This is a genomic window from Bradyrhizobium sp. FW305-F6, from assembly GCF_058782905.1.
The window spans coordinates 1,149,831-1,175,729 of the sequence record NZ_JBYSYD010000001.1; the positions used below are offsets into that span (position 1 = coordinate 1,149,831).

Sequence of the window (25,899 nt, forward strand, 5' to 3'; positions counted from 1 at the left end):
CGAGACGGGAGAGAAATGAATGGCGCTGGAGATCAAGATCCTGGACTACGGCGATATCGAGCTGGAATCGAGCTTCCTGGTGCTCGGCCGCGACTGCGGCCGCACCCGCCGCGTCCTCACGCTCGGCTTTTTGATCCTCGGCGGCAAATATCCTGTTGTCGTCGACACCGGCTATCGCTCCAACCAGATCATGGAGACGCTGGGCATGCGGGGACTTCAGTACCACGAGAACATGATCGAGAACCAGCTCGCGCGCCATGGCGTGCGCATGGGCGACGTCCGCTTCGTCTGCCACACGCATCTGCACATCGATCATGCCGGCAAGGACGATCTGTTTCCGATGAACACGACCGTCGTTCTCAACCGCAAGGAGCTCGAATATTCAGTCTCCGGGCTGATGCACCCGCAATACCCGGCCCCCGACATCAAGCACTTGATCGACCGCCTGCATACCAAGAGCGCGCTACGCTTCCTCGACCTCGAGATCACCGGCCCGATCGAGCTGATGCCCGGCGTCTACTGCGACGCCGCCAACGCCCACACCGAGGGTTCGATGAACGTCATCGTCGAGACCGCCGACGGTATCGCGACCATCTGCGGCGACGTGATCTACGACTTCAACGATCAGATCGTCACGCCCTTCCATGAGATCAACGACTGGGAGCCGCGCACCACCGGCAACCACGGCACCAGCAAGCGCGCGGAAAAGGCCGCGATCAAGAAGCTGCTGAGCAGCTCACGCTATTTGCTCCCGGTCCACGATCGTCCCGCCAAGATCGAAGGCGGCAATGTCGTGGGGCGTCTGCACGATCAGGTCCCCGGACCGATTGTCCAGTCGCTGCCCGAGCGCAACTGGTTCCCGGCCTGATGTTGTCGAGGATCGACCCATGACGCATGTGACGTTGCGAAGCGAGTTCGAGACCCTGATCGACCCTTATGCGCCGGTGGCACAGGTCGGCACCGGCTTCGACTTCACGGAGGGGCCGATCTGGCATCCGGTCGATCACTATCTGCTGTTCTCGGACATGCCGGCCGACGTGCGCCGGCGCTGGGATGCGCGGCGCGGCGTCGTCGACGTCAAGCGCCCGTCGAGCAAATGCAACGGCATGACGTATGACGCCGAGCTCAATCTGATCGTCTGCGAGCATGCGACGTCGTCGCTGGTGCGCGAGCGGCCGGACGGGCGGCGCGAGGTGCTGGCCTCGCACTTCCAGGGCCAGGAGCTCAACAGCCCCAACGACGTCTGCGTGCACTCATCCGGCGCGATCTATTTCTCCGATCCCTGGTATGGCCGCATGCCGGTCTATGGTGTCGAGCGGCCGCGCCAGCTCGGCTTCCAGGGCGTCTACCGCGTGGTGCCGGGCGGCGAGCCGAAGCTCGTGGTCGAACGCAATTTGTTCGACCAGCCGAACGGGCTGTGCTTCTCGCCGGACGAGAAGCTGCTTTATGTCAACGACACCGTGCAGGCCCTGATCCGCGTCTTCGACGTCACCGGCGATGGTTCGCTGGCCAATGCACGGGTGTTTGCGAGTGGCATCAAGTCCGAACTCGAAGGCGGCCTGCCCGACGGCATGAAGTGCGATCAGCACGGCAATGTCTGGGTCACCGCCCCCGGCGGCGTCTGGGTCTATTCGCCGCGCGGCGAGCTGCTGGGCAAGGTTCGCGCGCCGGAGCTGGTCGCCAACCTCGCCTGGGGCGGGCCGGATTTCCGCACGCTCTACCTGACCGCGACGCATTCGGTCTATGCGATCCCGACCAAGGCCGGTCCGCGGCATGAGCCGTATATGAGCGGCCGGCGCGCCGGTGGCGTCGCAAGCCCGAGCTCATCGCCAGCCGCGCCCATTCTGACCGAGGGCGAGATGCGGCTCGATCCACAGCGCTGCGCCATGATCATCCAGGATCTCCAGAACGACGTGATCATGGATGGCGGCGCTTTCGCCGAGTCCGGCGCACCCGGTCATGCCAAGCAACAGCGTGTCGTGGAGAATGTGCGCCGTCTTGCGGAGGCCGCACGCGCGCGCGGCGTCGCCATCATCCACGTCTGGTTCGTGGTCGAGCCCGGCGCGCCCGGGGTGACGCTGAATGCGCCGTTGTTCGAGGGGCTCGTCGACAGCAAGGCGATGGTGCGCGGCAGCTGGGGCGCAGCCCCGGTCTCAGGCCTCGAACCGCGGCCCGGCGATTTCGTCGTCGAGAAGATGCGGATGAGCGCCTGGGAGGGTACGCGGCTGGAAACGATCCTGAAGGCCACCGGGCGCGACATGATCATCAACACCGGCGCCTGGACCAACATGTCGGTCGAGCACACCGCGCGGACCGGCGCCGACAAGGGCTATTTCATGATCGTGCCGGAGGATTGCTGCTCGACCATGAACGCCGACTGGCACAATGCCTCAATCAATTTTGCCATGCAGAACGTTGCGGTGGTGACCAGGGCCGACACCGTCATCAGAGCGCTGGGATGAGCTGTGGCAAAGCTGCTGCACCTAGCCTGCTCGCCGCGCGCCGAGTCCGAGTCGACTGCCGGCGCGCGGGTCTTTCTTGACGGCTTCCGCCAGGCTCGGCCGGATTGGGACGTCGATGTCGTGGACATCTGGCGTGAGCGGATGCCGGAGTTCACCGGCCCCATCGTCGAGGCCAAATACGCACGCATGAAGGCTCAGGCCTTCACCGATGCGCAGCGCGACAGCTTCGCCGAGGCCGAGCGAATGGCGCTGCGCTTCTCGCTCGCCGATCGGGTGCTGATCTCGACCCCGATGTGGAACTTCGGCCTTCCCTACAAGCTCAAGCAATGGTTCGACATCATCGTCCAGCCCGGGCTCACCTTCCGGTTCGATCCCTCGGAAGGATATCTGCCGCTGCTGACCGACCGGCCGACGCTGGTCATCATCGCCAGCGGCAGCGATTTCGCCACCGGCATGAACCGCGGCCGCATCGACATGGCTACGCCCTACTTGCGCGAAATCCTGCGCTTCATCGGGATCAGCAATGTCCGTTTCGTGCCGATCGGTCCAACCACCGGACCGCAGGCGCCGATCGATACCGCCCGCGAACGAGCCCATCAACGCCTCGCTGCAATGGCAGCGACCTTCTGAAGCGCGAAGGATCAGATCAGGCTCGACTTGCCCCGGCTCAGTACCTGGCCCGCACCCTTGGTGCCGACGATTCGGCCTTGGCTGAAGACCACCTCTCCCCTGGCGATCGTCGTCACCGGCCATCCCGTGACTTCGAAGCCTTCCCAGGGCGTGTAGTCCGCGCCGTGATGCAGGTCGGCCTGCCGGATCGGCTTCTTCAATTCGGGATCCCAGAGCACGATGTCGGCATCGAAGCCGACGCCGATCGAGCCCTTGCGCGGATAGAGACCATAGATCCGTGCGTGGTTGGTCGCGGTCAGCTCGACGAACTTCTGCAAGGTGATGCGGCCCTTCGAGACACCTTCCGAGAACAGGATCGGGAGCCGGGTCTCGACGCCGGGAATGCCGTTCGGCACCCAGCGGAACGAGGTGCGGGCGTTCGGCGTCAGCTTGCCCTTGGGGTCGTCGTAGCGGAACGGGCAGTGATCGGACGAGAAGGTCTGGAATACGCCTGACGTGATGCCCTCCCAGATCGCCTGCTGGCTCTCAACATCGCGCGGCGGCGGCGAGCAGACATACTTCGCCCCCGTGATGTCCATGTTGAGGCCCTTCATGTCGTCGGCCGTCAGCGTGATGTATTGCGGGCAGGTCTCGGCATGAACGGGCAGGCCACGCTGCTGGGCCCAGCGCACCTGCTCCATCGCCTCGCGTCCGGAGACGTGCACAATCATGATGGGAACGCCGATCACCTCGGCATGGCTGATGGCCCGGTGCGTCGCCTCGCGCTCGACCGCCTGGGGCCGCGAGGTGCCGTGATAATAGGGCGCGATATGGCCCTCGCGCTCCAGCTTGCTGGTGAGGAAGCGGATGGCGTCGTAGCCCTCGCAATGGACCATGACCAGCGCCTCCTCGCGGCGCGCGACCTCGAACACCTCGAGCAGCTGCTTGTCGCTAAGCACGAGGTCGTCATAGGTCATGAACACCTTGAACGAGGTGTAGCCGTCCTTGACCAGGGCGGGCAGCTCCTGCCCGAGCACGACCGCGGTCGGATCGGAGATGATGAGATGAAACGCCGTGTCGACGTAGCACTCGCCTTCGGCGAGCTTGCGATAATTCTCGACACAGGTGCGCAGCGAGGTGCCCTTCTCCTGCAACGCGAAAGGCAGAACCATGGTATTGCCGCCGGCCGCCGCCGCGCGCGTCGCCGAGGCGAAGTCGTCGGCCATCACCACGTCGGGGCCCGAGGGCTGCGAGATGTGGACGTGGCTGTCGATGCCGCCCGGCAGCGCCAGCAGGCCCGTCGCATCGATCTCGCGGGCCGCGCCCTCGATGCGATCGGCGATGCTGACGATGCGGCCGTCGCGAATACCGATATCGGCGCGGAACTCGTCGCTGGCCGTCACGATGGTGCCGCCGCGAATGGCGAGATCGAGCTGGGTCACGTTTCATCTCCGTCACTTGATAGCCGGCATTGTTTGGAATATGCGGCGACCCTCCGCAAGAGCCGTGATGCCGCCGGCGAGACCTGGCAGGATGCTGGCATGCCCGATGCATCGCGTGAAACAAACCGGATTGCATCCGCGTGCGGAATAGGCGATCCAATCGAAAAGGCCCGCCCCAGGGCCGCAATGGAGAGTTTCATGGTTGACGATGTTCGCTCGCCTGTCCGGCCGCTCGATCCCCGCGACAAGTGGTCCGAACTGTCGCCGGCGGAGCGCAGCGCGGCCTATGACAACAACGCGGCCGTCAAGAACAGCCCGGCGCTGATCGCCGAGCGCAACGAGGCTTCGGCGCGGATGCGGGGCGCACTGAAGTCCCGTCTCGACCTGCCCTATGGCGAGCGGGCCAACAACAAGATCGACCTCTATCCGGCCACGACTCCCGATGCGCCCTGCCTGGTGTTCCTGCATGGCGGCTATTGGCAGCGCAATTCGCGCGAGCTGTTCGCCATGCTGGTCGAAGGCGTCGCCGCCCATGGCTGGTCGGTTGCAATTCCCGGCTATTCGCTGGCGCCGGAGGTGTCGTTCACCGAGATTGTTGCCGAGATCCCGCGCGCGCTCGACTGGCTCGCCGCTCATGGCCCGTCCTATGGCGTCGCCGGGCCGGTCGTGCTGTCCGGCTGGTCCGCCGGCGCCCATCTCGTCGCGATGGCGCTGGATCATCCGCGTGTCCACGCGGGGCTCGCGCTCTCGGGCGTCTACGATCTCGCGCCGATCCGCGATATCGGGCTCAACGACGCGCTGAAGCTGACGGATGCCGAGATCGCCACGCTGTCGCCGCTGCGCCTGCCGGTGACGCCGAAGCGGCTCGACATCGCCTATGGCAGCAATGAGCTGCCGGCCCTCGTGTGCGATTCCATCAATCTCCACCACAAGCGCGCGGCGGCCGGAGCGCCCGGCAAGCTCATCCCGGTCGAAGGCGCCGACCATTTCACCATTCTCGAAGCGCTGCGCCGGCCGGACGGCATTCTCGTCGACGCCGCTCGGCGACTGCTGGACTAGAAACCTCGAAAACAACCCTATGCACAGTAGAGATGCCATTGGTCCCAAAAGGCAAATTCTCGAAGACCAGATTGACGCCTTGCGTTTTGACTCGTCGGGCAAAACAGGGGCATGATGCCATCATCGCCCGCCTCATCGCTGCTTCACCTCGATCGAGACTCCCTCGGCCGTGACGCGCGCCGGATAGAACCGTAGCGGCGAGCTCGGCCATCCCGAACTGATCGTTCCATCGCACAGATCGAACGAGGCCGCGTGCCGTGGGCAGTACAGCCGCCCTGCCCTCACCTGCCCGAGACCGAGATCCGCCTGTTCGTGCGGACAGGCGCGATCGCATGCGACGACCTCGCCTTCGTTCCAGATCACGAGCATGTCGAGACCTCCGACACGGACGCGAACCATCGTCTCCGTCTTCAGCCGGTCGAGATCGCAGACCAGGGTCCAGGTGGAACGGACGGCCTCGTCATCCACCGAGATAGGCCTTGCGCACATGCTGGTTCGCGATCAACTCGCTGCCGGCGCCGGACAGCACGATGCGTCCGTTCTCGAGCAGATAAGCATGATCGCACATTTCGAGTGCGGCGAACGCGTTCTGCTCGACCAGCAGCACCGTGGTGCCGGAATCGCGGATCGCCCGGATGATCGCAAAGGTGCGCTCGACGATGTTGGGAGCGAGCCCGAGCGACGGCTCGTCGAACATGATCAGCCGCGGCCGCGACATCAGCGCGCGCCCGATCGCGAGCATCTGCTGCTCACCACCGGACAGCGTGCCGGCGGCCTGCCGGCGCCGCTCGGCAAGCCGCGGGAATTCCGTGTAGATGCGGTCGCGGTCGGCCGCGATCTCGCCCGAACCGCGACGGAGGTAGGCCCCCATGTCGAGATTTTCCTCGACGCTCATATGCGGGAACACGCGCCGCCCTTCCGGGCAATGCGCAATGCCACTGGCCAGCACGCGCGGCGGCTTTGCGCCGGTGATGTCGATGCCCTCGAACCGCATCTGGCCGGAGCGCGGGGGCACCAGCCCGGAGATGGCGCGCAACGTCGTGCTTTTGCCAGCGCCGTTGGCACCGATCAGCGCGACCAGCTGGCCGGCCTTCACGTCCAGCGAGATGCCGCGCAACGCGGTGACCCCACCGTAACCACACACCATCTCGCGGATCTCAAGCATGTCCCGCTCCATGTCCGAGATAGGCTTCGATGACCGCAGGATCGTTTCGGATGACGTCTGGCGTCCCTTCCGCGATGATGCGGCCATAGTTGAGCACGACGATGCGGTCGGAGACCGTCATCACCATGGGCATGTCGTGCTCGACCAGGAGGATGGTGATGCCGCGGTCGCGGATGCTGCGGATCAATTCGACAAAGCGATGGGTCTCCGAGGCGTTCATGCCGGAGACCGGCTCGTCCAGCAACAGCATCGACGGCTCCGCGGCAAGCGCCAGCGCGACACCGACGAGGCGCTGCTCGCCGTAGGACAGAGAACCAGCGGCATCATGCGCGCGCCGCTCCAGCCCGACCCATTCGAGCAGTTCGGTGGCCCGCTGCCGCAGCTTGCGCTCCGAGGCACGCGCGCCCGGCAGGCCGAGGATGGCATCGAGCAGCCGCACCCGGCCCTGTCGATGCAAGCCGATCAGCAGATTGTCGTAGACGGTGTCGTTGGGGAAAACGCTGGTTCGCTGGAAGGTGCGGATCAGGCCTAGATCGGCAATCTCGTGCGGTTTCAAACCGGCGAGCGCCGTGTCGCGATAGGTCACGCGGCCGGCGCTCGGCGTCAGGAAGCCGGTCATGACGTTGAAGGCGGTGGTCTTGCCGGCACCGTTCGGTCCGATCAGGCTGACGATCTCGCCCTCGCCCACGGTGAAACTCATGTCGGAGATCGCAACCAGCCCGCCGAAGCGGACGGCGACCTGGTCGATGGTCATGGCAATGCTGCGCGCCGTCATCACGCCGGCTCCTTGGCAGCAGTCTCCGTGAGGGCCGCCGGCGCAGGCGACCGGCGCCGCCGGCCAGCCAAACGGAGCGCCAGCGACGGCACGATGCCGCGCGGCAGCACGAAGAGGATGGCGATCAGCACGCCGCCATAGGCGATCCATTGCGCTTCCGGCGCCATCACCGGACGGAGCGCAACCGGCAGCAGCCCGAAGATGAGTCCGCCGACGACGGGCCCGGCGAGGGAGCCCTTGCCGCCGGTGATGACCATGATCACCATGGTGACGGTGTTGATGAAGGCGAACACTTCGGGGTCGATGATCCGGATATAGTGGGCATAGAGGCTGCCCGCCGCGCCGGCGATCGCGGCCGAGATCACCGCGGCAATCGTCAAGGTCCTGGTCACGTCGATGCCGACGGAGACGGCCAGTGTCTCGTTCTCCATCAGGCCACGCATGGAGCGGCCGAAATGGGAATGAACGAGCCGCGCGATCAGGAGATAGGCGATGAGCGCGACGACCAGCACGAGATAGTAGTTCTGCAGCTTGGTGCGCAGCGTCAATTCGCCGATGCCCGGCAAGGGCAACGCGATGGAGGGGATGTTGGTCAACGCCAGCGGGCCCTGTGTCAGCTCGACCCAGTTCAGCGCCACCAACCGGACCACCTCGGCAAAGGAGATCGTCACGATGACGAAATAGGCGCCGCGGACCCGGAACGACAACAGGCCGACGAAATAGCCGCACAATCCTGCAATCAGGATCGCCAGCACGAAGCCTATGATCGGCGGCCAGGGCGTGTGAACCAGCCGAAAGCCTCCGGGCAGGCCGACGTCGAATCCGAGCGAGGTCAGCGCGCTGACATAGGCGCCGATGCCGAAGAAGGCGATGTGGCCGAGGCTGAGCTGGCCGGTGAAACCGAGCAACAGATTGAGACTCATCGCGCCGATGACGAAGATGCCGGTCGTGATCAGGGCGTTGAGCAGATAGGGATCGCGCAGCCAGAGCGGCACCGAGGCGAGAGCTGCGACAGCAAGAATGGTGGTGATCGCCTTCATCCGACGCGCTCCGCGCGCGCGAAAAGGCCGGTCGGCCGGAAGATCAAAACGGCGATGATGATGACAAAGCCCATGGCGTCGCGGTAGCCCGACGAGACGTAGCCGGCGCCCAGCTCTTCGGCCAGGGCGAGGATGAAGCCGCCGATCACGGCGCCGGTGATGTTGCCGAGGCCGCCGAGGATGACGATGGCGAAGGCCTTGACCGCGGCGAGGTCTCCCATCTGCGGGAAGATGACGTAGACCGGCCCGAGCAGCGCGCCCGCCGCGGCCGCAAGGCTCGATCCGATCGCGAAGGTCGAGGTGTAGATCATGTCGACGTTGACCCCCATCAGCGAGGCCGTGTCGTGATCCTGGAACGTCGCGCGCATCGCGCGTCCCAGGCTGGTCTTGTTGATCAGAAGATATGTCACCAGGATCAGAAGCGCCGCCGCGGCGAGCACGAACAGCCGCAGCCAGGACACCGACACCGGTCCGAGCACCAGCGGCGCTTCGGGAAACGGCGTCGTCACCGATTTGGCGACGCCGCCCCAGATCCACAGCGTGCCCGACTGCATCGCGATCCAGGCGCCGATCATCACCAGCATGGTGGTGTCAATGTCGGAGCCGCGCAGTGGTCGCAGCAAAGTCAATTCGATCGCCGCACCCAGCAGCCATCCGGCCAGCACGGCCACGGGCAATGCGAGAAAGAAATTCAGCCCGAGCTGCTGCACCACGATGAACATGATGTAGGCGCCGAACGTGTAGAGCACGCCATGCGTGAAGTTCACGACATTCATGATGCCGAAGATCAAGGTCAGCCCGATGCCCAGCAGCGCATAGGTGCCGCCGAGCACGAGCATGTTGATCAGATGCTGGAGGAATTCGCTCAAGGCTGTTCCTGGATGTTGCGGATGACGGTGAGGGCACGCAATGTGCAGCCCTCCCCGAGATTGACTGATGCTAAAGCGGAATGGCTTTAGGTCGGATCAATTGCCACAGGCTCGGTGCAACCTCTCCCGCTTGCGGGAGAGGTCGGCGCGGAGCGCCGGGTGAGGGTTCTATTCTCTTGGGGAATCCCAGCGCGGAGACACCCTCTCCCCGACCCTCTCCCGCAAGCGGGCGAGGGAGCGCACCTCCTTCGTTGCTGCATCGAACCTAATCTCATCGCGCTTTAGAGCGTCTTCATCTCGATCTTGCCGTCGGCGATCTCGATCAGATAGACGTTCGGCTGGCTCTGTCCGCTTTCCTTGCCCTCGGGACCGGACTTGCGGAACACGATGTCGCCGTTGAGCCCCTTCACCTTGATGTCCCAGAACGCCGCCTTGATCGCCGCGGGTTCGGCCTTTCCAGCTTTCTCGATCGCCGCCGCCACGGTGCGGATGCCGTCATAACCACGGAAGCTCTCGGTGCAGCCGGCGAAGTCGAAGCCGCGCTTCTTCCATTCCGCGATGAAATAGTTGGTGGCTTCCGGATTCGGCGTCTTGTCCGGGAACCAGGGCAGGAACGTGGTCAGGTGCATGGTGCCGTTGGCGGCAGCTCCCGCTTGGGCGATGATCTGGTCCGGGTTCTGCGAGCCGCCGGTGGTGATGATGCGCTTCTTCAGGCCCAGCGCCGCCGCCTGCTTGAAGATCAGGGTGAGCTGATCCACGGCGGTAGTAACGATGACCGTCTCGGAATCCGAGCTCTTGATCTTGGAGAGCTGCGCGCTCATGTCTTGCGCGCCCTGGTCCATGGTCTCGACGAGGCCGATGGTGATGCCCTTTTCCTTCATCATCTTGCTGAAGTCCTCGGCGGTGCCGCGACCCCAGTCGTTGTTGATGACGAGGAAATCGACCTTCTTCAGCGCGAGCTTGTCGACGATGCCCTTGAAGGCCGCGGCCTCGATCGCGGAGGGCGGCGAGATGCGGAAGATGAAGGGATTGCCCGTCGTCGTGATCTTGCCCGAGGACGAAGTCTCCACCACCATCGGCGTCTCGTATTCCATCAGCTTCGGCATCACCGCGAGCGTCAGGCTCGAGCCCCAGGCGCCCATCAGGACCGGCACCTTGTCGCTGGTGATGAGCTTCTCGGCGACAGCAGCCGCTTCGGTCGGGTTGCTCTTGTTGTCTTCGATCACCAGCTCGATCTTCTTGCCGAGAATACCGCCCTTGGCGTTGATCTCGTCGGCGGCGATCTTGGCGCCGTTGACGACGTAAGTGCCTGACGCTGCAAACGCGCCGGTGAGCGGCTCGTTGACGCCGATCTTGATGGTCTGCGCGCCGGCCGTGCCGCCGATCAAGGTCGTCGCCAGCGCGAGTGTTCGAACCAATCCGAGTGCTCGTGTCATGTTGTCTCTCCAAATCCAACGCTGTTGATGTCTTAAGTCAGTCCAGGCTTCGTCACTTCCGGTGTGTGAGCACACCCTCACCCCGCCCCGCTCCGGCGGCCAAAGATGCGGGCGATCCGTGTGCGCAACACGTCCGACGCAATCGACCAGAAGCTCAGTTCCGCCGACGTTCCAGGCCCGGCCGTCAGGCCGGACATCCGGCGATCGAGATTGGCGGCGAAGTCCGCGACCAGGCGTTTGGCGAGATCGCGCACCAGGCCGGGACGACCGACCTGGGCCAGCATTCCCGTGAGCGTGTAGCCGATCGACAGTTCGACGGACGTCGCGGCGCCGCCCTCGAGCGGAAGCAGGCGGTAACGGATCTCGCCTTGCGTCGCCGAGCGGCTGCGCGGGTCGGTACCGATGCCGACGATGCGTCCGGACAGTGTGGCGGGATCGCGCTCGACGCGCGCGGCGCCTTCGAAGCTTGCTGCGATTGGGCCGAGCTTGACGCGGATCGCCCCCTGCACGCGCTCCGGCGTCGGCGCCGATGTCAGCGAGACGCCTGGGAGGCAAGACGCAACGGCGGCGATATCGTCGAACATCGCGAACACCTTTGCCGGCGGATGCGGCAACGTGAAGCGCTGGTCGAGCACGGTCGCCGGGGTGAAGTCGGGGATGCTGCCGGTTGCGATGTTTTCCGAAGCCGGAGCCAGCGCTTGTTGCCCGGGCCGCGGCTCGCTGCGACCGGGCGCGGCGCGTCCCGATCCGACGGGGCCGAGACCAGTCCTGCCGGCACCGGCCAGCGGCGCGATGCTGCGCGCGCGCCTTGCCTCGATCACGGACTGCACCGCGCGCACGATGCCGACATAGCCGGTGCAGCGGCACAGATTGCCGCTCATGCCGACGCGAATGCTGCGCTCGTCGGCGTCGGGAAGGCGCAGCACGAGGTCCCGCGCGGAGACCAGCATGCCCGGCGTGCAATAGCCGCATTGCAGCGCGTGCTCGCGGGTGAAGGCAGCGCGCAGCTCGGCCGTGACCTCGTCCTCGTCGAGGCCTTCGATCGTGGTGACGTCGGCGCCCTCGCAGGCCGCCGCATAGGTGATGCAGGAGCGCGCCGGTACGCCGTCGAGCAGCACGGTGCAGGCGCCGCAGACGCCGTGCTCGCAACCGAGATGGGTCCCGGTGAGGTCGAGCTTGTCGCGGACGAAATCGGCGAGGCTGGTGCGCGGCTCGGCGGCCAGCTCCACGGCGCGGCGATTGACCTGAAGCGCGATCGTGGTCATGCCGCAGCCTCCTGGACGGCGCGCTTCAAGACGTTGACATGGATGTGGCGCTGCGCGGCATCGTCGATGCCGGCTTTGGCCAGGAGAGCATCGGCGACGCGGAGATCGAAACGCTGCTTGTAGTCGGCTGCGATGCGGCCGCCGAACAGCTCGGCGGCGTCGGTAATGACGATGGGGGCCGTATCGATCGCGCCGATGACGATGCGCGCCGAAGCGGCGGTGGGATCAATCAGCACCGCGCCGATGGCATGCGCGAATTCGCCCGTCTTGCGGCAGCTCTTGACATAGCCCCAATGCGACGAGGCCGAGCGCGTCGGCACGCGGACCGCCTCGACGATCTCGCCGTCGTGCAACGCGGATTCCAGAGCGCCGACGACGAACGTCTCGACCACCAAAGTCCGCGCACCGGCGAGACTGCGCAACGTCACCCGCGCGCCGAGGGCCGCGAGCGCCGAAATCCAGTCCGCGGCGGGATCGGCATGGCTGAGCGAGCCGCCGATGGTGCCACGGTTGCGCACGGCGCGATAGGCGATGTTGGCAGCGACGCCGCGCATCGCGCCGCGGGTGACGTCGGCGGTGCGGCCGTCCTCGATATCGGCATGGGTGACGAGGGCGCCCAGCACGAGTTCGTCCCCCGAGACCTCCGCGCGCTTGAGCTCGGCAAGACCGGAGATGTCGACGATCAGCTCCGGCTGCACCAGCCGCAGATTGAGCATGGGGCCGAGGGACTGTCCGCCGGCAATGATTTTCGCCGATCCATTGCTTGCGGCCAGCATCGACAGGGCCGCGGTGAGATCGCGCGGGCGTTCATAAGCAAAGGGCGCAGGCTTCATGCGGCGCTCCTTTCGGCTCGACGCGCAGCCAGCACGGCCGCGACGATGCGATGCGGCGTGATCGGCGATTGCATCAGCTGGACGCCGAGCGGCCGCAGCGCGTCGTTGACGGCGTTGGCGATCGCGGCGGGCGGCGCGATCGCCCCGCCCTCGCCGATGCCCTTGACGCCGAACTCTGTGTAAGGCGACGGCGTCTCCATGTGATCCAGGCGCGCGGCGGGAACCTCGGTCGGCCCGGGCAGCAGGTAGTCCGCGAGCGTCGTCGCCAGCGGCTGGCCGGAGGCGTCGAACGGCATCTCCTCGTAGAGCGCGGTGCCGATGCCTTGCGCCAGGCCGCCATAGATCTGGCCGTCGACCACGAGCGGATTGACCAGCACGCCACCGTCCTCGACGATCACGTAGTCGAGAATCTCGACCTCGCCGATGTCAGGATCGACCGCGACCACCGCCGCATGCGCGGCGTAGCTGAAGGTGCCGCTGTCGCGCACCGGCTTGTAGCCTTGCGTCACCTCGAGCCCGCCGGGATCGACGTCTACAGGCAGATCCTGCGGACGGCGGTACCAGGTGTGGGCGATCGCCTTCAGGGTGACGCTGCCGTTGACGCCGCGGACCTCGCCATTCTGCAATACCACGGAAGCCGCATCGTGCTGCAACAGCTTGGCGCCGATGCGCCTCGCGCGCTCGGCAAGCTCGCGGCAGGTGGTCGCGACCGCGCCGCCCGCCATCACCATCGAGCGCGAGCCCCAGGTGCCGGTCGAATAGGGCGTCATCGCGGTGTCGCCGAGGATGATGCGGATCTTCGCGACGTCGATGCCCAGGATTTCATGCGCGACCTGGGCGAGCGTGGTCTCCATGCCCTGCCCGTGCGAATGCACGCCGACGCGCAGTTCGAGGCCACCGTCGGGTGTCAGGCGGGCCGAGGCCTGCTCGTGGCCCGGCACCATCGGAATGCCCCAACCCGAATAGACTGAGGTGCCGTGCGCGGCCTGTTCGCAATAGATGGAGACGCCGACGCCGATGCGGCGGCCGTCGGCCTCGCCCTTGCGCTGTCGCGCGCGAACGGCATCGATATCGATCTGCGCCAGCGCGCGGCGCATCGCCTCGGGGTAGTCGCCGCTGTCGAAATGCTTCCGGGTGATGTTATCGAACGGCATCTGCTCGGGGCGCACCAGATTGCGCAGCCGCACCTCGCCGGGCTCAAGCCCGGCTTCGGCCGCGACGAGATCGAGCATCAATTCCAGCGCAAAGCAGACGCCGGTGCGCGCGACGCCGCGATAGGGCAGGATCGGGCACTTGTTGGTGGCGACCGAGAAGGTGCGGCAACGATAGGCCGGCATCTTGTAGGGACCCGGCAGGATGCTCGCGACCTGAGCCGCTTCGAGGCAGGCCGAGAACGGATAGGACGAGTAGGCGCCGGAATCCACGGTCGCTTCGCAGTCGATGCCGCGCAAAGTGCCGTCGCGGTCGGCATAGACCGTGATCCTGTAATGGTGCTCGCGGCAATTGGAGCTGGCGACGAGATGCTCGCGGCGGTCTTCGAGCCAGCGCACCGGGTGGCCGCGCTGCATCGTCAGCCAGGACAGGCAGACCTCTTCGGGCAGCAGGATGCCCTTGTGGCCGAAGCCGCCACCGACGTCGGGCGAGATGACGCGGATCTGGCCCTCCTCCATGCCGAGGCATTCGGCAAGGCCGCTGCGCGTGATGTGCGGCATCTGCGCCGCCGAATGCAGCGTGAGCTGGTCGAGCCGCGGATCGAACGTCGCGACCACGCCGCGGCCTTCGAGCGGCGACATGCACTGCCGCGCGGTCGAGATCTCGCGCGTCACCTTGATCGGGGCGTCGAGCGCGGCGGAGATATCGACCTCGTAATTGGTTTCGAGGAAGACGTTGTCGCCCCAATGCTCGTGCACCAGCGCAGAGCCCGGCTCGCGCGCTTTGAGCATGTCGTAGACCGCGGGCAGCTCTTCGAGATCCAATGTCACGGACGCCGCGATGTCCTCCGCTTCGGCCCGCGTCGGGGCAAGGCACATCGCAACGAGCTCGCCGACCTGGCGCACCTTGCCGATGGCGAGCACCGGCTGCTCCGAAATCTTGAAGCCCGGCAGTCCCGATACCGCGCGGATGGGCTTGATGCCGACGAGATCGGCCGCCGTGAACACACTGCCGCGATGCCGTTCAGGCACGTGGATGGCACGGATGCGTGCATGCGCCAGCGGGCTGCGCACGAAGGCAACGTCCTGAAGGCCGGCGAGCCTGACGTCGCCGACATACTGGCCGCGGCCGCGCATCAGGCGATCGTCCTCCTTGCGCGGCAGACGTGCGCCGACGCCCTGCCCCGACTTTCCGTGCGGAAATTCCCGCTCGTTGCGCACGCCCGCGTTCTCCTTCAACGCCCGGCCCTATGCCGCGACGGCTTGCGGCAGGATCGGCGCCACTGCCTCGAAGCGCGTGCCGGCGCGCAGGCAGAAGGCCGGCTGCAGCAGGCGCTCGGCGATCACCTCGTTCTTCTCATTGTCCGTGAGGACGAAACGGCCGGTCTGCTCCGAGAGCACGGAGACGTCGGCATCCATGCCGACCTTGAGCGCGCCGATCTCGGCGCTGCGGTCCAGCATTTTGGCGGGATTGGAGGTGACCATCGGCACCACCTGCTCCAGCGTCAGGCCGAGCGCCATCATCGAGCTCATCGCCTGGACCAGGCTGAACTTGGCCTGGCCTGCGAACGGATGGTTCTCCTCGTCCTCGTGCTGGTCCGGCGTTCCCGCCGGCGCGGGCACATGGGTGTTGTAGCCGTGAATGTCGGCGCCGAGCGTGGTCGGAACGATTCCGGCGGCGATCGCCTTCTTCGCGAGCCGGTAGGAGAAATGGCTGCCGTGGCCGACATCGACCTTCAGGCCGCGGTCGAGCGCTGCCTGGATCACCGGATGCACCTCGCCCTTGCGGTTGACGAAGCCGCCGGGATGGCGCGTGAACGGATGGGCCAGGATGTCGCCCTCGCGCAGCAGAGGGATGACGCGGGTGAGGATGGTGTCGGCATCCTCGCCATTGGCGCCGCTCTCGGGCAGGCCCCAGAGCTGGCCGAAATGCACATAGACCGGCAGATCGGCGCGCTTGCCGATCTCCGCCGCCATCTCGATGACGCGGATGCCCCAGCGCGCGAAGCCGCCGATCTCGGCATGGGCCTTGATGCCGCGCACGATGTCAGGATTGGCCGTCGCCGCCTTGACGGTCGCGTCGATGTCGACGCCGTCGGGGCTGTAGAGCTGCGGATAGAAGTGTCCCTCGAGGCCGCCGACGAGATAGGCGGAGATAAATGCGTAGACGCGCGAGGCCGCGGGCTCCGCGATGAAATGGCGGAAGCCGGGCAGCGTCATGCAGGACGGACCGCCCTGATCCACCAGCGTCGTCACGCCCGACTGCACGCCAACCATGTCGGGATTCATGCCGAAACGGCCGGAGACATATTGATAGACGTGGGCATGGGTGTCGATCAGGCCCGGCAGCACCAGCTTGCCGCTGACATCGACGACCTCCTTCGCGCTGGTCGGCAGAATGTCGGACGCGACCGCCGCGATCTTGCCATTGCGGATAGCGACGTCCTTGAGGCCATCGACGCCGGAGGCTGGACAGATCACGCGACCGCCTCGCAGCAGAAGGTCGAAGCTGGCAGTGACGGACATGGCGCTCTCCTCATTCTTGCGAGGGTCACGGCTTCGCTCCCTCGAATTACGAAGCATGCTTCGTATCTTGACATTACGAAGCATGCTTCGCATTTTGGCAAAAGCAAGCATCGTGCCACCATCCTGCTGTGGCGGGCGCGCTCGAATCGAGCTAAGCGCGACGGAGTGTCCTGGGTTGGGAGAGCGTGCATTGCGGCAGGCGAAGACACGTCGCGGCGGGACGAGGCACCGCCCCTGGCCGTTGTCCGAACGGCCCGGCTATCTGATCCGCCGGCTGCACCAGATCCACGTCGCGCTGTTCCAGGAAGCCTGCGGCGAGTTCGAGGTCACGCCGCTGCAATACAGCCTGCTGTCGGCGCTGGCGGTGCGTGAAACCGCCGATCAGACCAGTTTGGCGGCCGATATCGCGCTCGATCGCACCACGACGACGGGCGCGTTGAAGCGTCTCGCCGCCCGAAATCTGGTCGAGCGTGCGGTGAACAAGGATGATCGGCGCGCGCGGCTATGCCGGTTGACGCCGGCCGGAGCCGCGCTCCTGGTTAAAATCGAGGGTGCGGCACGACGGGCGCACCGTGCGACGCTCGGCGATTTGAGCCCGCGGGAACAGGCGCTCTTCATCGAGATGATGCAGCGCATCGTCGCCGGCAATCCCAGTCGCGACAGCGCCGCTGCCGTATTCGACTAGAGGCAAGTGCTGCGCTTTTGAGTTGGGCTGCTCAATTTATCATCGTACCGCTGCCCGGCCGAGCAACACCGCCAGACCCTCGCCAGCACTGCAGGCATGTCGACGCGTACGCACGGGCAAGATCGGCCAGCGCTTGAAAACGCAACAGCATCTAGCACGGCACGCGTAACCTCCGGCAGCGACCCCGCGCGTCCGGCCGCTCCGCAACCCATGGCACGATTTATGCTGCGATGATGCGAAGCGTGCTTCGTATTGGGGGAAGTCATGACGGATTCCGAACTTCGCGCTGATCTTCACAGCATCGAGCCAATTCCCGACGCGGACCGGGACTCCAGCGGTCCGCAGCAGATGTGGATCTGGGCCGGCGCCAACATCGCGCCGGTGAACTGGGCGCTCGGCGCGCTCGGCATCATCCTCAAGCTCGGCCTGATGGAGACGATCGCGGTCATCGTGCTCGGCAACATCGTGGGCTGCGCGATCTTCGCGACCTTCACGGTGATGGGACACAAGACCGGCGTCAACCAGATGGTGCTGAGCCGGTCCGCATTCGGCGTGCGCGGCGCCTACCTGCCGAGCATCCTGATGTTCCTGATGACGCTGGGCTGGATCGGCGTGAACACCTATTTCCCGGTCAAGGTCTCGATGGGCATCCTTGGCCAGTTCGGGATTCCCGACACCTGGCTGGTCGAGATGATCGTCATCACGCTGGTGATGGCGGTGCAGGTGCTGATCGGGATCTACGGCTTCTACGCGATCCGCACCTTCGAGAAATACACGGTGCCGCCGACCATCGCCATCATGGTGCTGATGAGCGTGCTGGCCTGGACGCGGCCCGGCGTCGTCAACTGGAGCCTGACCACTTCCCTGCCGCCCGGCGCGCATCTTGCGATGCTGACGATGCTGATGACCGCAATCGGCGTCGGCTGGGGGATTTCCTGGGTCACCTGGGCCTCCGACTATTCGCGCTTCGTGCCGCGCTCCACGTCGTCGAAGGCCGTGTTTTGGTACAGCTATGTCGGCATGTTCGTGCCGACGGTGTGGCTCGGCATTCTCGGCGCGACCATCGCCTCGACGACGCTGGACACCGACCCCGCCAAGATGGTCAGCGCGGTGTTCGGGGGGCCGGTCAGCATCCTCGTGCTCCTGATGGTGCTGCATGGCCCGATCGCGACCAACATCCTCAACGTCTATTCGGCGACGCTGGCGGCGCTGAGCGCGGGGCTGAAGTTCTCGCGATTTTGGCTCACCGTCATCGTCGGCGTCGCCGGCTATCTGGTCACCCTCTACTTCATCTTCGCGCCGTCCTTCGCGAAGGCGTTCGACCATTGGATGATCAGCCTGCTGTTGTGGATGAGCCCGTGGGCCGGCGTGGTGCTCGCCGACTTCTTCATCAAGCGCAAGGGCAAGATCGAGGTGGCCGAGCTCTATCGCTCGCCGGAGAGCAGCGCCTATGGCGACATCAACTGGGCCGGCATGATCGCGTTCTTCGCCGGGCTCGTCGCCGGATGGCTGGTGCAGGACGGTCTCGTCGGCGCGTTGCAGGGACCGATCTCGATCAATCTGCTCGGCGGCGCCGACCTCAGCTGGCTGTTCGGGATCGGTGTGGCGGGCCTGGTCTATCTCGGGCTCGGCAAGTTCGCGACCTCGCCCACGCCGGCCGTCGCGAGCCGCGCCGGCGGCTGACCCGCGGACCTCGTGCCGCGTAACCGATTGCGGCCAAGCCTCACGATCATGTCGCCGGACGCAAGTCCTCCGGCGACATCAGGGCGCAATCGCCACAGGCTTTCGCCATCGACCAGCGCTGGCATCGGGAGTTCGTAGCCGGCGAAGTTGGCGACGATCTGGAGAACATCGCCGCTCTCGGTCTGCCAACGCACGTCCACCCCGCCCATGCGCGGATCCGCACCGAGCAACTGTCGGTGCGCCGAGACGAACCCACTCTTGATCAAGGGCACGATCTTCTCGCGCCGGATCGTCAAGAGCTGCGCCGTCAGCACTCGAAACCTCGCGCCCGCAGGGGATCGGTCGATGCTGGCCCAGTCCAGCTTGGAGGCCCTTCACGATGTTGGTGAGGTGGGCGTTAGAGTTGGTCTGTGCGTCGCATTAGCTTCACTCCCAGGTAATATTGCTCCAATGGCCAAACTTGCTGGCGTCCTTGGCATCAATTCGGGGCTTTAAAGGTGGCAAAGGTAGCATTGAGCGACAGGGCTATCGCTTTACTCGACTGCGCTCGCGCCGTTGCAGCAATATACGTCGTAGTTCATCACGTCGCCGCGGCGCGAGGCTGGGCCGCGGGCTTGACCGGCATCCCGTTCCGGTTCGGCCAAGAAGCCGTCATCCTGTTCTTCCTGATCAGCGGCTTCGTTATATTCGCCAATGAGAAGGATCGGGCAACCACAGGCTTCGGATACTACTATCGCCGCTTCCGCCGCATATACCCGCCTTTGCTCGTCGCCTTGCTGATATCGACGGCGGTGTTTTGGACGAATGGCACATTAGCCCAAAATTTCAGCCTGCGAGACCTAGGCCTTACTCTACTGAATCTTCAAGACATCTCTGCATTGAAGCCGGGCGTGTTGGTTGATCCCTATCTTGGCAATGACCCCCTTTGGTCCCTCTCCTACGAGATGGCCTTCTATCTGGTGTTCCCCTCGGTCCTGACTGCATGGAAGCGCGGAAGGACAGCAGTGACCGCCGCAGTTGGGATCGTATGCACTCTGGCCTATGTCAGTTTCCTGTATTCCCCGAACCATTTCAGCCTCATCGCCTCATATTTCCTCGTCTGGTGGTGCGGCGCGATGGCTGCAGAGGCCTACATGGAAGGCGCAAGAAGCTTTGTCGGAATACCTCTTGCCCTGGCGTCCTTGGCGCTCTTGACGGGTGCGTCGGCGCTCGGCGTTGTGATCGAGGGCTTCTTCGGCCCCGGCGTGCATCCGTTCTTGGAGTTTCGCCACTTCACCGTTGCATTGCTCGTTGTTTTGGTTGGTTTCAGCCCGATCGGGAGGCTGGTCGCATCCTTCGCATCGCAACTGTCAAAACCGGCCAAAGCCGTTTCGGCAATCTCCTACGGGATTTATGTCCTGCACTACCCGCTACTGATCCAGTCCAACCTCACGGACAGTATCCTAGGCCTTTTGGCAATGGCGATACTGCTCGTCCCCCTGGCCTACTTTGCCGACCCCTACCTCAACCGCGTCTTGCCGCGATGGGAGAGCGTAAAGCTCAGGCTGTCCCCGTCAGCAGCTTGAGACCCTCGTTGGCGAGGTGGGGCCTCACCTGTGGCCGAGCGCGCCTTAGCCTGTGGGGATACCAGCGATCGGATGTGCTGTTTACCATCGTCTCCGATCGTGGGTTCAATGTTCTTCGTTGGCCAACTCAAACCACTAGGCTTGCTGCCGCGCTTTAGCTTCTGATGCGCAGATTGTCATCGTAGTGCTACCAGCGAGTGCAGCGACAGCGGCCACCACCTGCCTCAGCCCTTCTGGCCAAGCCTCACGATCATGTCGCCGGACGCAAGTCCTCCGGCGACATGAGGGCGCAATCGCCACAGGCTTTCGCCATCGACCAGCGCGGGCATCGGAAGTTCGTGGCCGGCGAAGTTGGCGACGATCTGGAGAACGTCGCCGCTCTCCGTCTGCCAGAGCACGTCCACCCCGCCCATGCGCGGATCCGCACCGAGCAATTGTCGCTGCGCCGAAACGAACCCACTCTTGATCAAGGGCACGATCTTCTCGCGCCGGATCGTCAAGAGCTGCGCCGTCAGCGCTCGAAACCTTGCGCCCGCAGGGGATCGGTCGATGCTCGTCCAGTCCAGCTTGGAGGCCAGAAATGTCGTTTCGTCGCAAGGGTCCGGTATCCTGGCCCGCGTTTCGGGGGTCGCGAACGCCTTGAAGTGCGAAAACTCCCTGCGCCGGCCTTCCCGCGTCAATTCGGCAGCTTCGCCGGTCCAGTCCGCGAAGAACAGGAAAGGCGTCTCCGCTGCCGCTTCCTCACCCATGAACAGCATCGGAATATGCGGGCTCAGCAGCACCAGGGCGAGCGCCAGCTCCAGCTTGTCGGGACTGACCAGCCGGGACAGCCGTTCCCCGAACGCGCGGTTGCCGACCTGGTCGTGGTTCTGGGCGAAGAAGACCGTCGCTTCCGGAGGCAGATGCGCGCTCGGCTCGCCGCGCGGCGCCTCGTGCAGGGGAAATACCTCGCCCTGATAGGCAAAGCCTTCGGTCAGCGACCGCGCCAGATGTTCAAGCGGCTTGTCGGCGAAGGCGCGATAATAGCCTTCGTCCTCGCCCGTGAGCAGGACATGAAGCGCGTTGTGGAAATCGTCGCCCCATTGCGCGTCGTAGTACTTCGCCCGGCTCTGTGAACGCGTGAGCAGGTGCGCCTGATTGGCCTCGTTCTCCAGCATCAGATGAACGCGCCGGCCGCCGAGCTGGCTACGCACGGTCTCGGCGAGCTCAACCAGGAAATGACGCTCGGAATCGTCCTTCAGCGCATGGACCGCATCGAAGCGCAGCCCGTCGAAGCCATAGTCGCGCAGCCACATCAGGGCATTCTCGATCAGAAACTCGCGCACGAATGCGCCATCGGGCCCTTCGAGATTGACGGCAGGTCCCCAGCCGGTGGGGTGGCGCGGGTTGAAGAAGTTTTCCGCATAGAGATGCAGATAGTTCAGTTGCGGGCCGAAATGATTATAGACGACGTCGAGATAGACCATGATGTCGAGCGCATGTGCCGCGCGCAGCAGCCGCTTGAGATCTTCAGGGCGGCCGTAGCGGGCGTTCGGCGCGCTCAGGAGCACGCCGTCATAGCCCCAATTGTGCCGGCCGGGGACGTCGTTGAGCGGCATCAGTTCGATGGCGGTGATACCGAGATCGCGAAGATAGGCCAACTTCTTCTCGACGCCGGCATAGGTCCCCTCCTCGCTGAAGGTGCCGACATGCAGCTCGTAGATGACGGCTTCCGCCCAGGGACGGCCGGGATACAGCACCGGGTCCCTCAAGGCCGCGGTATCGATCACCTCGCTCGGGCCGCCGACGTCGTCCGGCTGGAAAAACGAGGCAGGATCGGGAACGACGAGGTCCTCGTTGATCCTGAACTGATAGCGCGTGCCGGCGCGCGCGGTCTCGCTGAGCAGTTGATACCAACCCTCATCATCGCGCGGCATCCTGCGCGGCGGCTGACCAACTTCGAGCAGCTCGACCGATCGAGCCGTGGGCGCCCACAGATTGAACGAGACCCCATGATCGACGATCTGAGGGCCGTGGCGTCGGCTCTGCTCGGCCGTTCCCAGTCTTTGAATCAAGGTTATTCCCCTTTCGCGCCCGCATGCTCGGAATTGGACATGCTTCAGCCGGGCGCGTCGCTACCGAGCTAGGTTACGCCTCGCTTCATCATGTCTCGGACGAGAAAGCTGCCGTCGCAGCATTCGTTCCTTACGGGGACGTGAGCACCGGCTGCCGCGTCCGGAGCCTCGAAATGCCGATGCCCGCCCGGTATGTACACTTTTGCACTCAGCGTAAAAAAACGCGCTTGTTTTATCGCCCTCGGGAACCTTTGCTGCGCCGCAGAATTTAAGGACAGCGCTTCGCTGGGGGAGCGTCCTTGGAAATGCGAAGATGGTTGGCAAAGACCACTGTCGTCTCGATTGGCGGGCGTAGCGATGCGTATCCTGTTCGCGACGCCCGAAGTATCAGACTTCATTCAAGTTGGCGGCCTTGCCGCCGTTTCGGCGGCTCTGCCGCGTGCCCTCGGAGAATTTGCTGACGTACGCGTCATCATCCCGGGATACCCGGCTGTCCTGCGGGGATTGCAAGAACTCAAAACCGTGGGGCGTTGCCAGTCCTTCGCCGCTCTGCCGGCGTTCGAGGTCGACCTCGGTCACGCCGCGGATGGCCTGACCTATTATGTCGTCCGCTGTCCGGAACTGTACGAGCGGGATGGCACGCCCTATGCCGACGGCCGTGGCGCCGATTGGGGCGACAACAATGTGCGGTTCGCAACCTTTTCCTACGCCGCGGCACAGCTCGCCAGGGGACTGATCGACACGGATTGGAGCGCCGACCTGGTCCACGCCAATGATTGGCAATGCGCGCTGATCCCGGGTTATCTGGAGTGGCACTATGCGCACATTCCGACCGTCTTCACGATCCACAATCTCGCCTATCAAGGTGTATTCGACCGGAGCTCGCTGGCACCGCTCGGCATTCCCGAGGCGAGCTTCAACATCGACGGCGTTGAATTCTACAATCGCCTGTCGTTTATCAAGGCCGGTCTCGTTTATGCCTCGCACCTGACGACCGTCAGCCAGACTTACGCACGCGAGATTACCACCGCAGAATTCGGCTGTGGTCTCGAAGGCCTGCTGAAGCAGCGGGCCGACCGGAACCAGTTGTCGGGCATTCTGAACGGGATCGACGAGAGCTGGGATCCACGGACGTGCTCCTCGCTGCTCCAGCCTTTCGGCGCAGGCGACTGGGCCGAGCGCTCGCTGAACGCCGACGATGTCAGGGATCAGTTCGGCCTCGCGGTGTCGCGAGGTCCCCTGTTCGCGCTCGTTGCGCGGCTGGTTCATCAGAAGGGCGTCGACCTCGTGATCGAGAGCGCGCAGGCGATCGTCGATGCCGGCGGCCAGATCGTCGTCACCGGCAAGGGCGAACCGCAGTTCGAAGATGCTCTGCTCAAGGCGCAAGCCGGCGCGCCGCGATCGATTGCCGTGAAAATCGGTTTCGATGACGCTGAGGCGCGGAAGATCTTCGCCGGTAGCGACTTCACGCTGATGCCGTCCCGGTTCGAACCATGCGGGCTCAGCCAGATGTACGCCCAGCGCTTCGGCTCGTTGCCGATCGGTCATCGCACCGGCGGGCTTGCCGAGACCATCGTCGACGGCGAGACCGGCTTCCTGTTCGACCGCGCATCGGCGCCGGGCTTCCTCGGAGGCCTGTGCCGGGCCTTCTCGACCTTCGGCATGAAGGACCGGCTCGATCACATGCGCAGGGCTGCCATGGCGCAGGCCTTCAGCTGGACCCAGTCGGCCAAATCCTACGCTGAACTCTACAAGGCATCGATCTAGAAAGGCAGTTGGGGGACAGACATGAAGATCGCGCAAATCGCTCCACTGGCGGAGAGCTGCCCCCCGCGGCTTTACGGAGGGACCGAGCGCATCGTCTCCTACCTGACGGAAGAGCTGGTGCGCCAGGGGCACGAGGTCACCCTGTTTGCGAGCGGAGATTCGATCACGTCAGCCGAGCTTGTGCCATGCTCGAAGATGGCCCTGCGCCTCGATCCCTCCGTCAAGGACGTCACACCCCATCACGTCATGATGCTGGACCAGGTCGCGCGGCGCGCCGACGAGTTCGACGTCCTTCATTTCCACATTGATCAACTGCACTATCCCTTGATGCGACCGTATCGCGACCGGATCCTCACCACATTGCATGGGCGTCTCGATCTGCCCGATCTGATGCCGTTCTTCTCCGCTTTTCCTGAACCTCCCCTGGTGTCCATCTCGGACGCACAACGCCGCCCGATGCCGCCCGTCAACTGGCTCGCAACGGTGCTCCACGGCTTGCCCGAGAACATCCTGCCTTATCAGGAAGCACCGACCGGCGACTATTTTGCATTCCTCGGGCGCATCTCTCCGGAAAAGGGGCCGGACAAGGCGATCGAAATTGCGGCTAGAACCGGCGTGCCCCTGAAGATGGCGGCCAAGATCGACACCGCCGATCAAGCCTATTGGGAGCAGGTCATCAAGCCGATGATCGCAGCTCATCCCAACGTCGAGTTCATCGGCGAGATCAACGAATTCCAGAAGGCCGACTTCCTCGGCAATGCCCGGGCCCTGCTGTTCCCGATCTGCTGGCCGGAGCCGTTCGGCCTCGTCATGATCGAAGCCATGGCTTGCGGCACGCCGGTGATCGCCCTGGCCCATGGCTCGGTGCCCGAAGTGATCGATCACGGTATCAGCGGGTTTGTGGTGAACTCCATCGAGGAGGCCGTCGCGGCCGCGAATTCGATCGACGCATTGGAGCGGCAAGGGATCCGCAAGCGGTTCGAACAACGCTTTACGGCTGAGCGGATGGCGCGCGACTACCTCGCCGCTTATCGTCGGCTGCCAGCGTTGCGGCAAGGACCGCAGCTCGACCTGCTCGCGATCGCCGAAAGCGAGAACGAGATCCGGATTTCGATACCTTCTGTTGGCTTGGACATGAATGCGGCAAGCCCGGCCTAACGAGTCTTTGAGGCAAAGGAACCGAACGATCGGGGGACGGTTACGACCACACACAGGAGCTGTCGACATGCGTCGCCCGAAACCACCGGCAATTCGTAACAAACTCGACCTGGCAGACCGCGCCCAGGTACGCCTCGTCAAGAAGCGTCTTGGGCTGTCGGATACGGAGCTTGCCGCAATCGTCGGGCGCATCGGCAATTCGATTTCGGCCATCAGCAAGGAGGCGGCCTTGCAGAGGGCAAAGGTGCTGAACAAGACCTCCGACGTTCCTGCCGCCGCCGTGATCGCCTCGACGGCGGTGGGTGAACAGGCAACGACCGAACTCGCGGCAAATTCGCCGACATCCTGACGGAAT

Annotated in this window: 23 protein-coding genes; 10 read left to right on the top strand and 13 right to left on the bottom strand. The window is 64.7% G+C overall.

Translation table 11 applies throughout. The features are described from left to right. The first annotated feature begins 19 nt into the window (after positions 1 to 19). Genes AC3WLX_RS05585 through AC3WLX_RS05595 form a run of 3 tightly spaced genes read left to right on the top strand, consistent with a single transcriptional unit; the run spans position 20 to position 3,092 of the window. Complete coding sequence (locus tag AC3WLX_RS05585) at positions 20 to 868, top strand: MBL fold metallo-hydrolase (protein ID WP_492335014.1); 849 nt, start codon at positions 20 to 22, stop codon at positions 866 to 868. 19 nt (positions 869 to 887) lie between these two features. After that, the gene (locus AC3WLX_RS05590; RefSeq protein ID WP_492335015.1) at positions 888 to 2,462 is read left to right on the top strand and encodes an isochorismatase family protein; all 1,575 of its coding nucleotides are present in this window, start codon (positions 888 to 890) and stop codon (positions 2,460 to 2,462) included. 3 nt (positions 2,463 to 2,465) lie between these two features. Continuing rightward, positions 2,466 to 3,092, top strand: a complete 627-nt coding sequence (locus AC3WLX_RS05595) for an FMN-dependent NADH-azoreductase (protein ID WP_492335016.1) — start codon at positions 2,466 to 2,468, stop codon at positions 3,090 to 3,092. 11 nt (positions 3,093 to 3,103) lie between these two features. Here the strand turns inward: AC3WLX_RS05595 and hydA are convergent, their stop codons facing one another. Beyond that, positions 3,104 to 4,513: a dihydropyrimidinase gene (hydA, locus tag AC3WLX_RS05600; RefSeq protein ID WP_492335017.1), complete on the bottom strand. Its 1,410-nt coding sequence runs from the start codon at positions 4,511 to 4,513 to the stop codon at positions 3,104 to 3,106. 198 nt (positions 4,514 to 4,711) lie between these two features. Between hydA and AC3WLX_RS05605 the strand changes: the two genes are divergently transcribed. Beyond that, complete coding sequence (locus tag AC3WLX_RS05605; RefSeq protein WP_492335018.1) at positions 4,712 to 5,572, top strand: alpha/beta hydrolase; 861 nt, start codon at positions 4,712 to 4,714, stop codon at positions 5,570 to 5,572. 132 nt (positions 5,573 to 5,704) lie between these two features. Here the strand turns inward: AC3WLX_RS05605 and AC3WLX_RS05610 are convergent, their stop codons facing one another. From AC3WLX_RS05610 to AC3WLX_RS05655, 10 genes are all read right to left on the bottom strand, one after another. Further along, on the bottom strand, positions 5,705 to 6,040 hold the full coding sequence (locus tag AC3WLX_RS05610; RefSeq protein ID WP_492335019.1) for a Rieske (2Fe-2S) protein: 336 nt from the start codon (positions 6,038 to 6,040) through the stop codon (positions 5,705 to 5,707). Next, on the bottom strand, positions 6,033 to 6,737 hold the full coding sequence (locus tag AC3WLX_RS05615; protein WP_492335020.1) for an ABC transporter ATP-binding protein: 705 nt from the start codon (positions 6,735 to 6,737) through the stop codon (positions 6,033 to 6,035). Before AC3WLX_RS05615 ends, AC3WLX_RS05610 begins: the two co-directional genes overlap by 8 nt. Continuing rightward, complete coding sequence (locus AC3WLX_RS05620) at positions 6,730 to 7,512, bottom strand: ABC transporter ATP-binding protein (protein WP_492335021.1); 783 nt, start codon at positions 7,510 to 7,512, stop codon at positions 6,730 to 6,732. Before AC3WLX_RS05620 ends, AC3WLX_RS05615 begins: the two co-directional genes overlap by 8 nt. After that, on the bottom strand, positions 7,512 to 8,552 hold the full coding sequence (locus tag AC3WLX_RS05625; RefSeq protein WP_492335022.1) for a branched-chain amino acid ABC transporter permease: 1,041 nt from the start codon (positions 8,550 to 8,552) through the stop codon (positions 7,512 to 7,514). The genes AC3WLX_RS05620 and AC3WLX_RS05625 overlap by 1 nt, the downstream gene beginning before the upstream one ends. Continuing rightward, a complete protein-coding gene (locus AC3WLX_RS05630) occupies positions 8,549 to 9,421 on the bottom strand; it encodes a branched-chain amino acid ABC transporter permease (RefSeq protein WP_239622730.1) in 873 nt (290 codons plus the stop codon). The genes AC3WLX_RS05625 and AC3WLX_RS05630 overlap by 4 nt, the downstream gene beginning before the upstream one ends. 281 nt (positions 9,422 to 9,702) lie before the next feature. Next, positions 9,703 to 10,857, bottom strand: coding sequence for an ABC transporter substrate-binding protein (locus tag AC3WLX_RS05635; protein ID WP_492335023.1), 1,155 nt, complete (start codon positions 10,855 to 10,857; stop codon positions 9,703 to 9,705). Between the two features lie 77 nt (positions 10,858 to 10,934). Next, complete coding sequence (locus tag AC3WLX_RS05640) at positions 10,935 to 12,122, bottom strand: xanthine dehydrogenase family Fe-S subunit (RefSeq protein ID WP_492335024.1); 1,188 nt, start codon at positions 12,120 to 12,122, stop codon at positions 10,935 to 10,937. Further along, on the bottom strand, positions 12,119 to 12,955 hold the full coding sequence (locus AC3WLX_RS05645; RefSeq protein ID WP_492335025.1) for an FAD binding domain-containing protein: 837 nt from the start codon (positions 12,953 to 12,955) through the stop codon (positions 12,119 to 12,121). The genes AC3WLX_RS05640 and AC3WLX_RS05645 overlap by 4 nt, the downstream gene beginning before the upstream one ends. Beyond that, positions 12,952 to 15,345 (bottom strand): xanthine dehydrogenase family protein molybdopterin-binding subunit, encoded by a 2,394-nt coding sequence (locus AC3WLX_RS05650; protein ID WP_492335026.1) that lies wholly within the window; start codon positions 15,343 to 15,345, stop codon positions 12,952 to 12,954. The genes AC3WLX_RS05645 and AC3WLX_RS05650 overlap by 4 nt, the downstream gene beginning before the upstream one ends. 9 nt (positions 15,346 to 15,354) lie before the next feature. Then, entirely contained in the window at positions 15,355 to 16,632 is a 1,278-nt protein-coding gene (locus tag AC3WLX_RS05655; RefSeq protein WP_492335027.1) for an amidohydrolase/deacetylase family metallohydrolase, read from the bottom strand. 190 nt (positions 16,633 to 16,822) lie between these two features. On the opposite strand from AC3WLX_RS05655, the gene AC3WLX_RS05660 reads away from it, so the two are divergent. Together AC3WLX_RS05660 and AC3WLX_RS05665 are read left to right on the top strand one after the other, a co-directional pair. Beyond that, positions 16,823 to 17,317 (top strand): MarR family winged helix-turn-helix transcriptional regulator, encoded by a 495-nt coding sequence (locus tag AC3WLX_RS05660; protein WP_492335028.1) that lies wholly within the window; start codon positions 16,823 to 16,825, stop codon positions 17,315 to 17,317. Between the two features lie 264 nt (positions 17,318 to 17,581). Further along, positions 17,582 to 19,000 (top strand): cytosine permease, encoded by a 1,419-nt coding sequence (locus tag AC3WLX_RS05665; protein ID WP_492335029.1) that lies wholly within the window; start codon positions 17,582 to 17,584, stop codon positions 18,998 to 19,000. On the opposite strand, the gene AC3WLX_RS05670 is transcribed toward AC3WLX_RS05665, so the two are convergent. Beyond that, positions 18,934 to 19,314, bottom strand: coding sequence for a DUF3459 domain-containing protein (locus tag AC3WLX_RS05670; protein ID WP_492335030.1), 381 nt, complete (start codon positions 19,312 to 19,314; stop codon positions 18,934 to 18,936). The genes AC3WLX_RS05665 and AC3WLX_RS05670 overlap by 67 nt on opposite strands. Before the next feature lie 183 nt (positions 19,315 to 19,497). Between AC3WLX_RS05670 and AC3WLX_RS05675 the strand changes: the two genes are divergently transcribed. Next, on the top strand, positions 19,498 to 20,565 hold the full coding sequence (locus AC3WLX_RS05675) for an acyltransferase family protein (protein WP_492335031.1): 1,068 nt from the start codon (positions 19,498 to 19,500) through the stop codon (positions 20,563 to 20,565). A 224-nt stretch (positions 20,566 to 20,789) separates the two neighbouring features. Here AC3WLX_RS05675 and treZ read toward each other — a convergent pair whose 3' ends face one another. Beyond that, positions 20,790 to 22,619 (bottom strand): malto-oligosyltrehalose trehalohydrolase, encoded by a 1,830-nt coding sequence (treZ, locus tag AC3WLX_RS05680; protein ID WP_492335032.1) that lies wholly within the window; start codon positions 22,617 to 22,619, stop codon positions 20,790 to 20,792. 357 nt (positions 22,620 to 22,976) lie between these two features. Between treZ and glgA the strand changes: the two genes are divergently transcribed. The 3 genes from glgA (at position 22,977) to AC3WLX_RS05695 (ending at position 25,893) form a co-directional block, all read left to right on the top strand. Continuing rightward, the gene (glgA, locus tag AC3WLX_RS05685) at positions 22,977 to 24,386 is read left to right on the top strand and encodes a glycogen synthase GlgA (RefSeq protein ID WP_492335033.1); all 1,410 of its coding nucleotides are present in this window, start codon (positions 22,977 to 22,979) and stop codon (positions 24,384 to 24,386) included. 21 nt (positions 24,387 to 24,407) lie between these two features. Continuing rightward, positions 24,408 to 25,544, top strand: a complete 1,137-nt coding sequence (locus tag AC3WLX_RS05690; RefSeq protein ID WP_492335034.1) for a glycosyltransferase family 4 protein — start codon at positions 24,408 to 24,410, stop codon at positions 25,542 to 25,544. 67 nt (positions 25,545 to 25,611) lie between these two features. Further along, positions 25,612 to 25,893 carry a hypothetical protein gene (locus AC3WLX_RS05695; RefSeq protein WP_291628765.1) on the top strand — a complete coding sequence of 94 codons (282 nt, stop codon included), beginning with the start codon at positions 25,612 to 25,614 and terminating at the stop codon, positions 25,891 to 25,893. Positions 25,894 to 25,899: the final 6 nt, after the last annotated feature.

Bases quoted from the DNA above. Each gene is read 5' to 3' on its own strand.
- AC3WLX_RS05585 (WP_492335014.1), top strand. From the start codon at position 20: ATGGCGCTGGAGATCAAGATCCTGGACTACGGCGATATCGAGCTGGAA.
- AC3WLX_RS05590 (WP_492335015.1), top strand. From the start codon at position 888: ATGACGCATGTGACGTTGCGAAGCGAGTTCGAGACCCTGATCGACCCT.
- AC3WLX_RS05605 (WP_492335018.1), top strand. From the start codon at position 4,712: ATGGTTGACGATGTTCGCTCGCCTGTCCGGCCGCTCGATCCCCGCGAC.
- AC3WLX_RS05615 (WP_492335020.1), bottom strand. From the start codon at position 6,737: ATGCTTGAGATCCGCGAGATGGTGTGTGGTTACGGTGGGGTCACCGCG.
- AC3WLX_RS05620 (WP_492335021.1), bottom strand. From the start codon at position 7,512: ATGACGGCGCGCAGCATTGCCATGACCATCGACCAGGTCGCCGTCCGC.
- AC3WLX_RS05625 (WP_492335022.1), bottom strand. From the start codon at position 8,552: ATGAAGGCGATCACCACCATTCTTGCTGTCGCAGCTCTCGCCTCGGTG.
- AC3WLX_RS05635 (WP_492335023.1), bottom strand. From the start codon at position 10,857: ATGACACGAGCACTCGGATTGGTTCGAACACTCGCGCTGGCGACGACC.
- AC3WLX_RS05640 (WP_492335024.1), bottom strand. From the start codon at position 12,122: ATGACCACGATCGCGCTTCAGGTCAATCGCCGCGCCGTGGAGCTGGCC.
- AC3WLX_RS05645 (WP_492335025.1), bottom strand. From the start codon at position 12,955: ATGAAGCCTGCGCCCTTTGCTTATGAACGCCCGCGCGATCTCACCGCG.
- AC3WLX_RS05655 (WP_492335027.1), bottom strand. From the start codon at position 16,632: ATGTCCGTCACTGCCAGCTTCGACCTTCTGCTGCGAGGCGGTCGCGTG.
- AC3WLX_RS05665 (WP_492335029.1), top strand. From the start codon at position 17,582: ATGACGGATTCCGAACTTCGCGCTGATCTTCACAGCATCGAGCCAATT.
- glgA (WP_492335033.1), top strand. From the start codon at position 22,977: ATGCGTATCCTGTTCGCGACGCCCGAAGTATCAGACTTCATTCAAGTT.
- AC3WLX_RS05690 (WP_492335034.1), top strand. From the start codon at position 24,408: ATGAAGATCGCGCAAATCGCTCCACTGGCGGAGAGCTGCCCCCCGCGG.
- AC3WLX_RS05695 (WP_291628765.1), top strand. From the start codon at position 25,612: ATGCGTCGCCCGAAACCACCGGCAATTCGTAACAAACTCGACCTGGCA.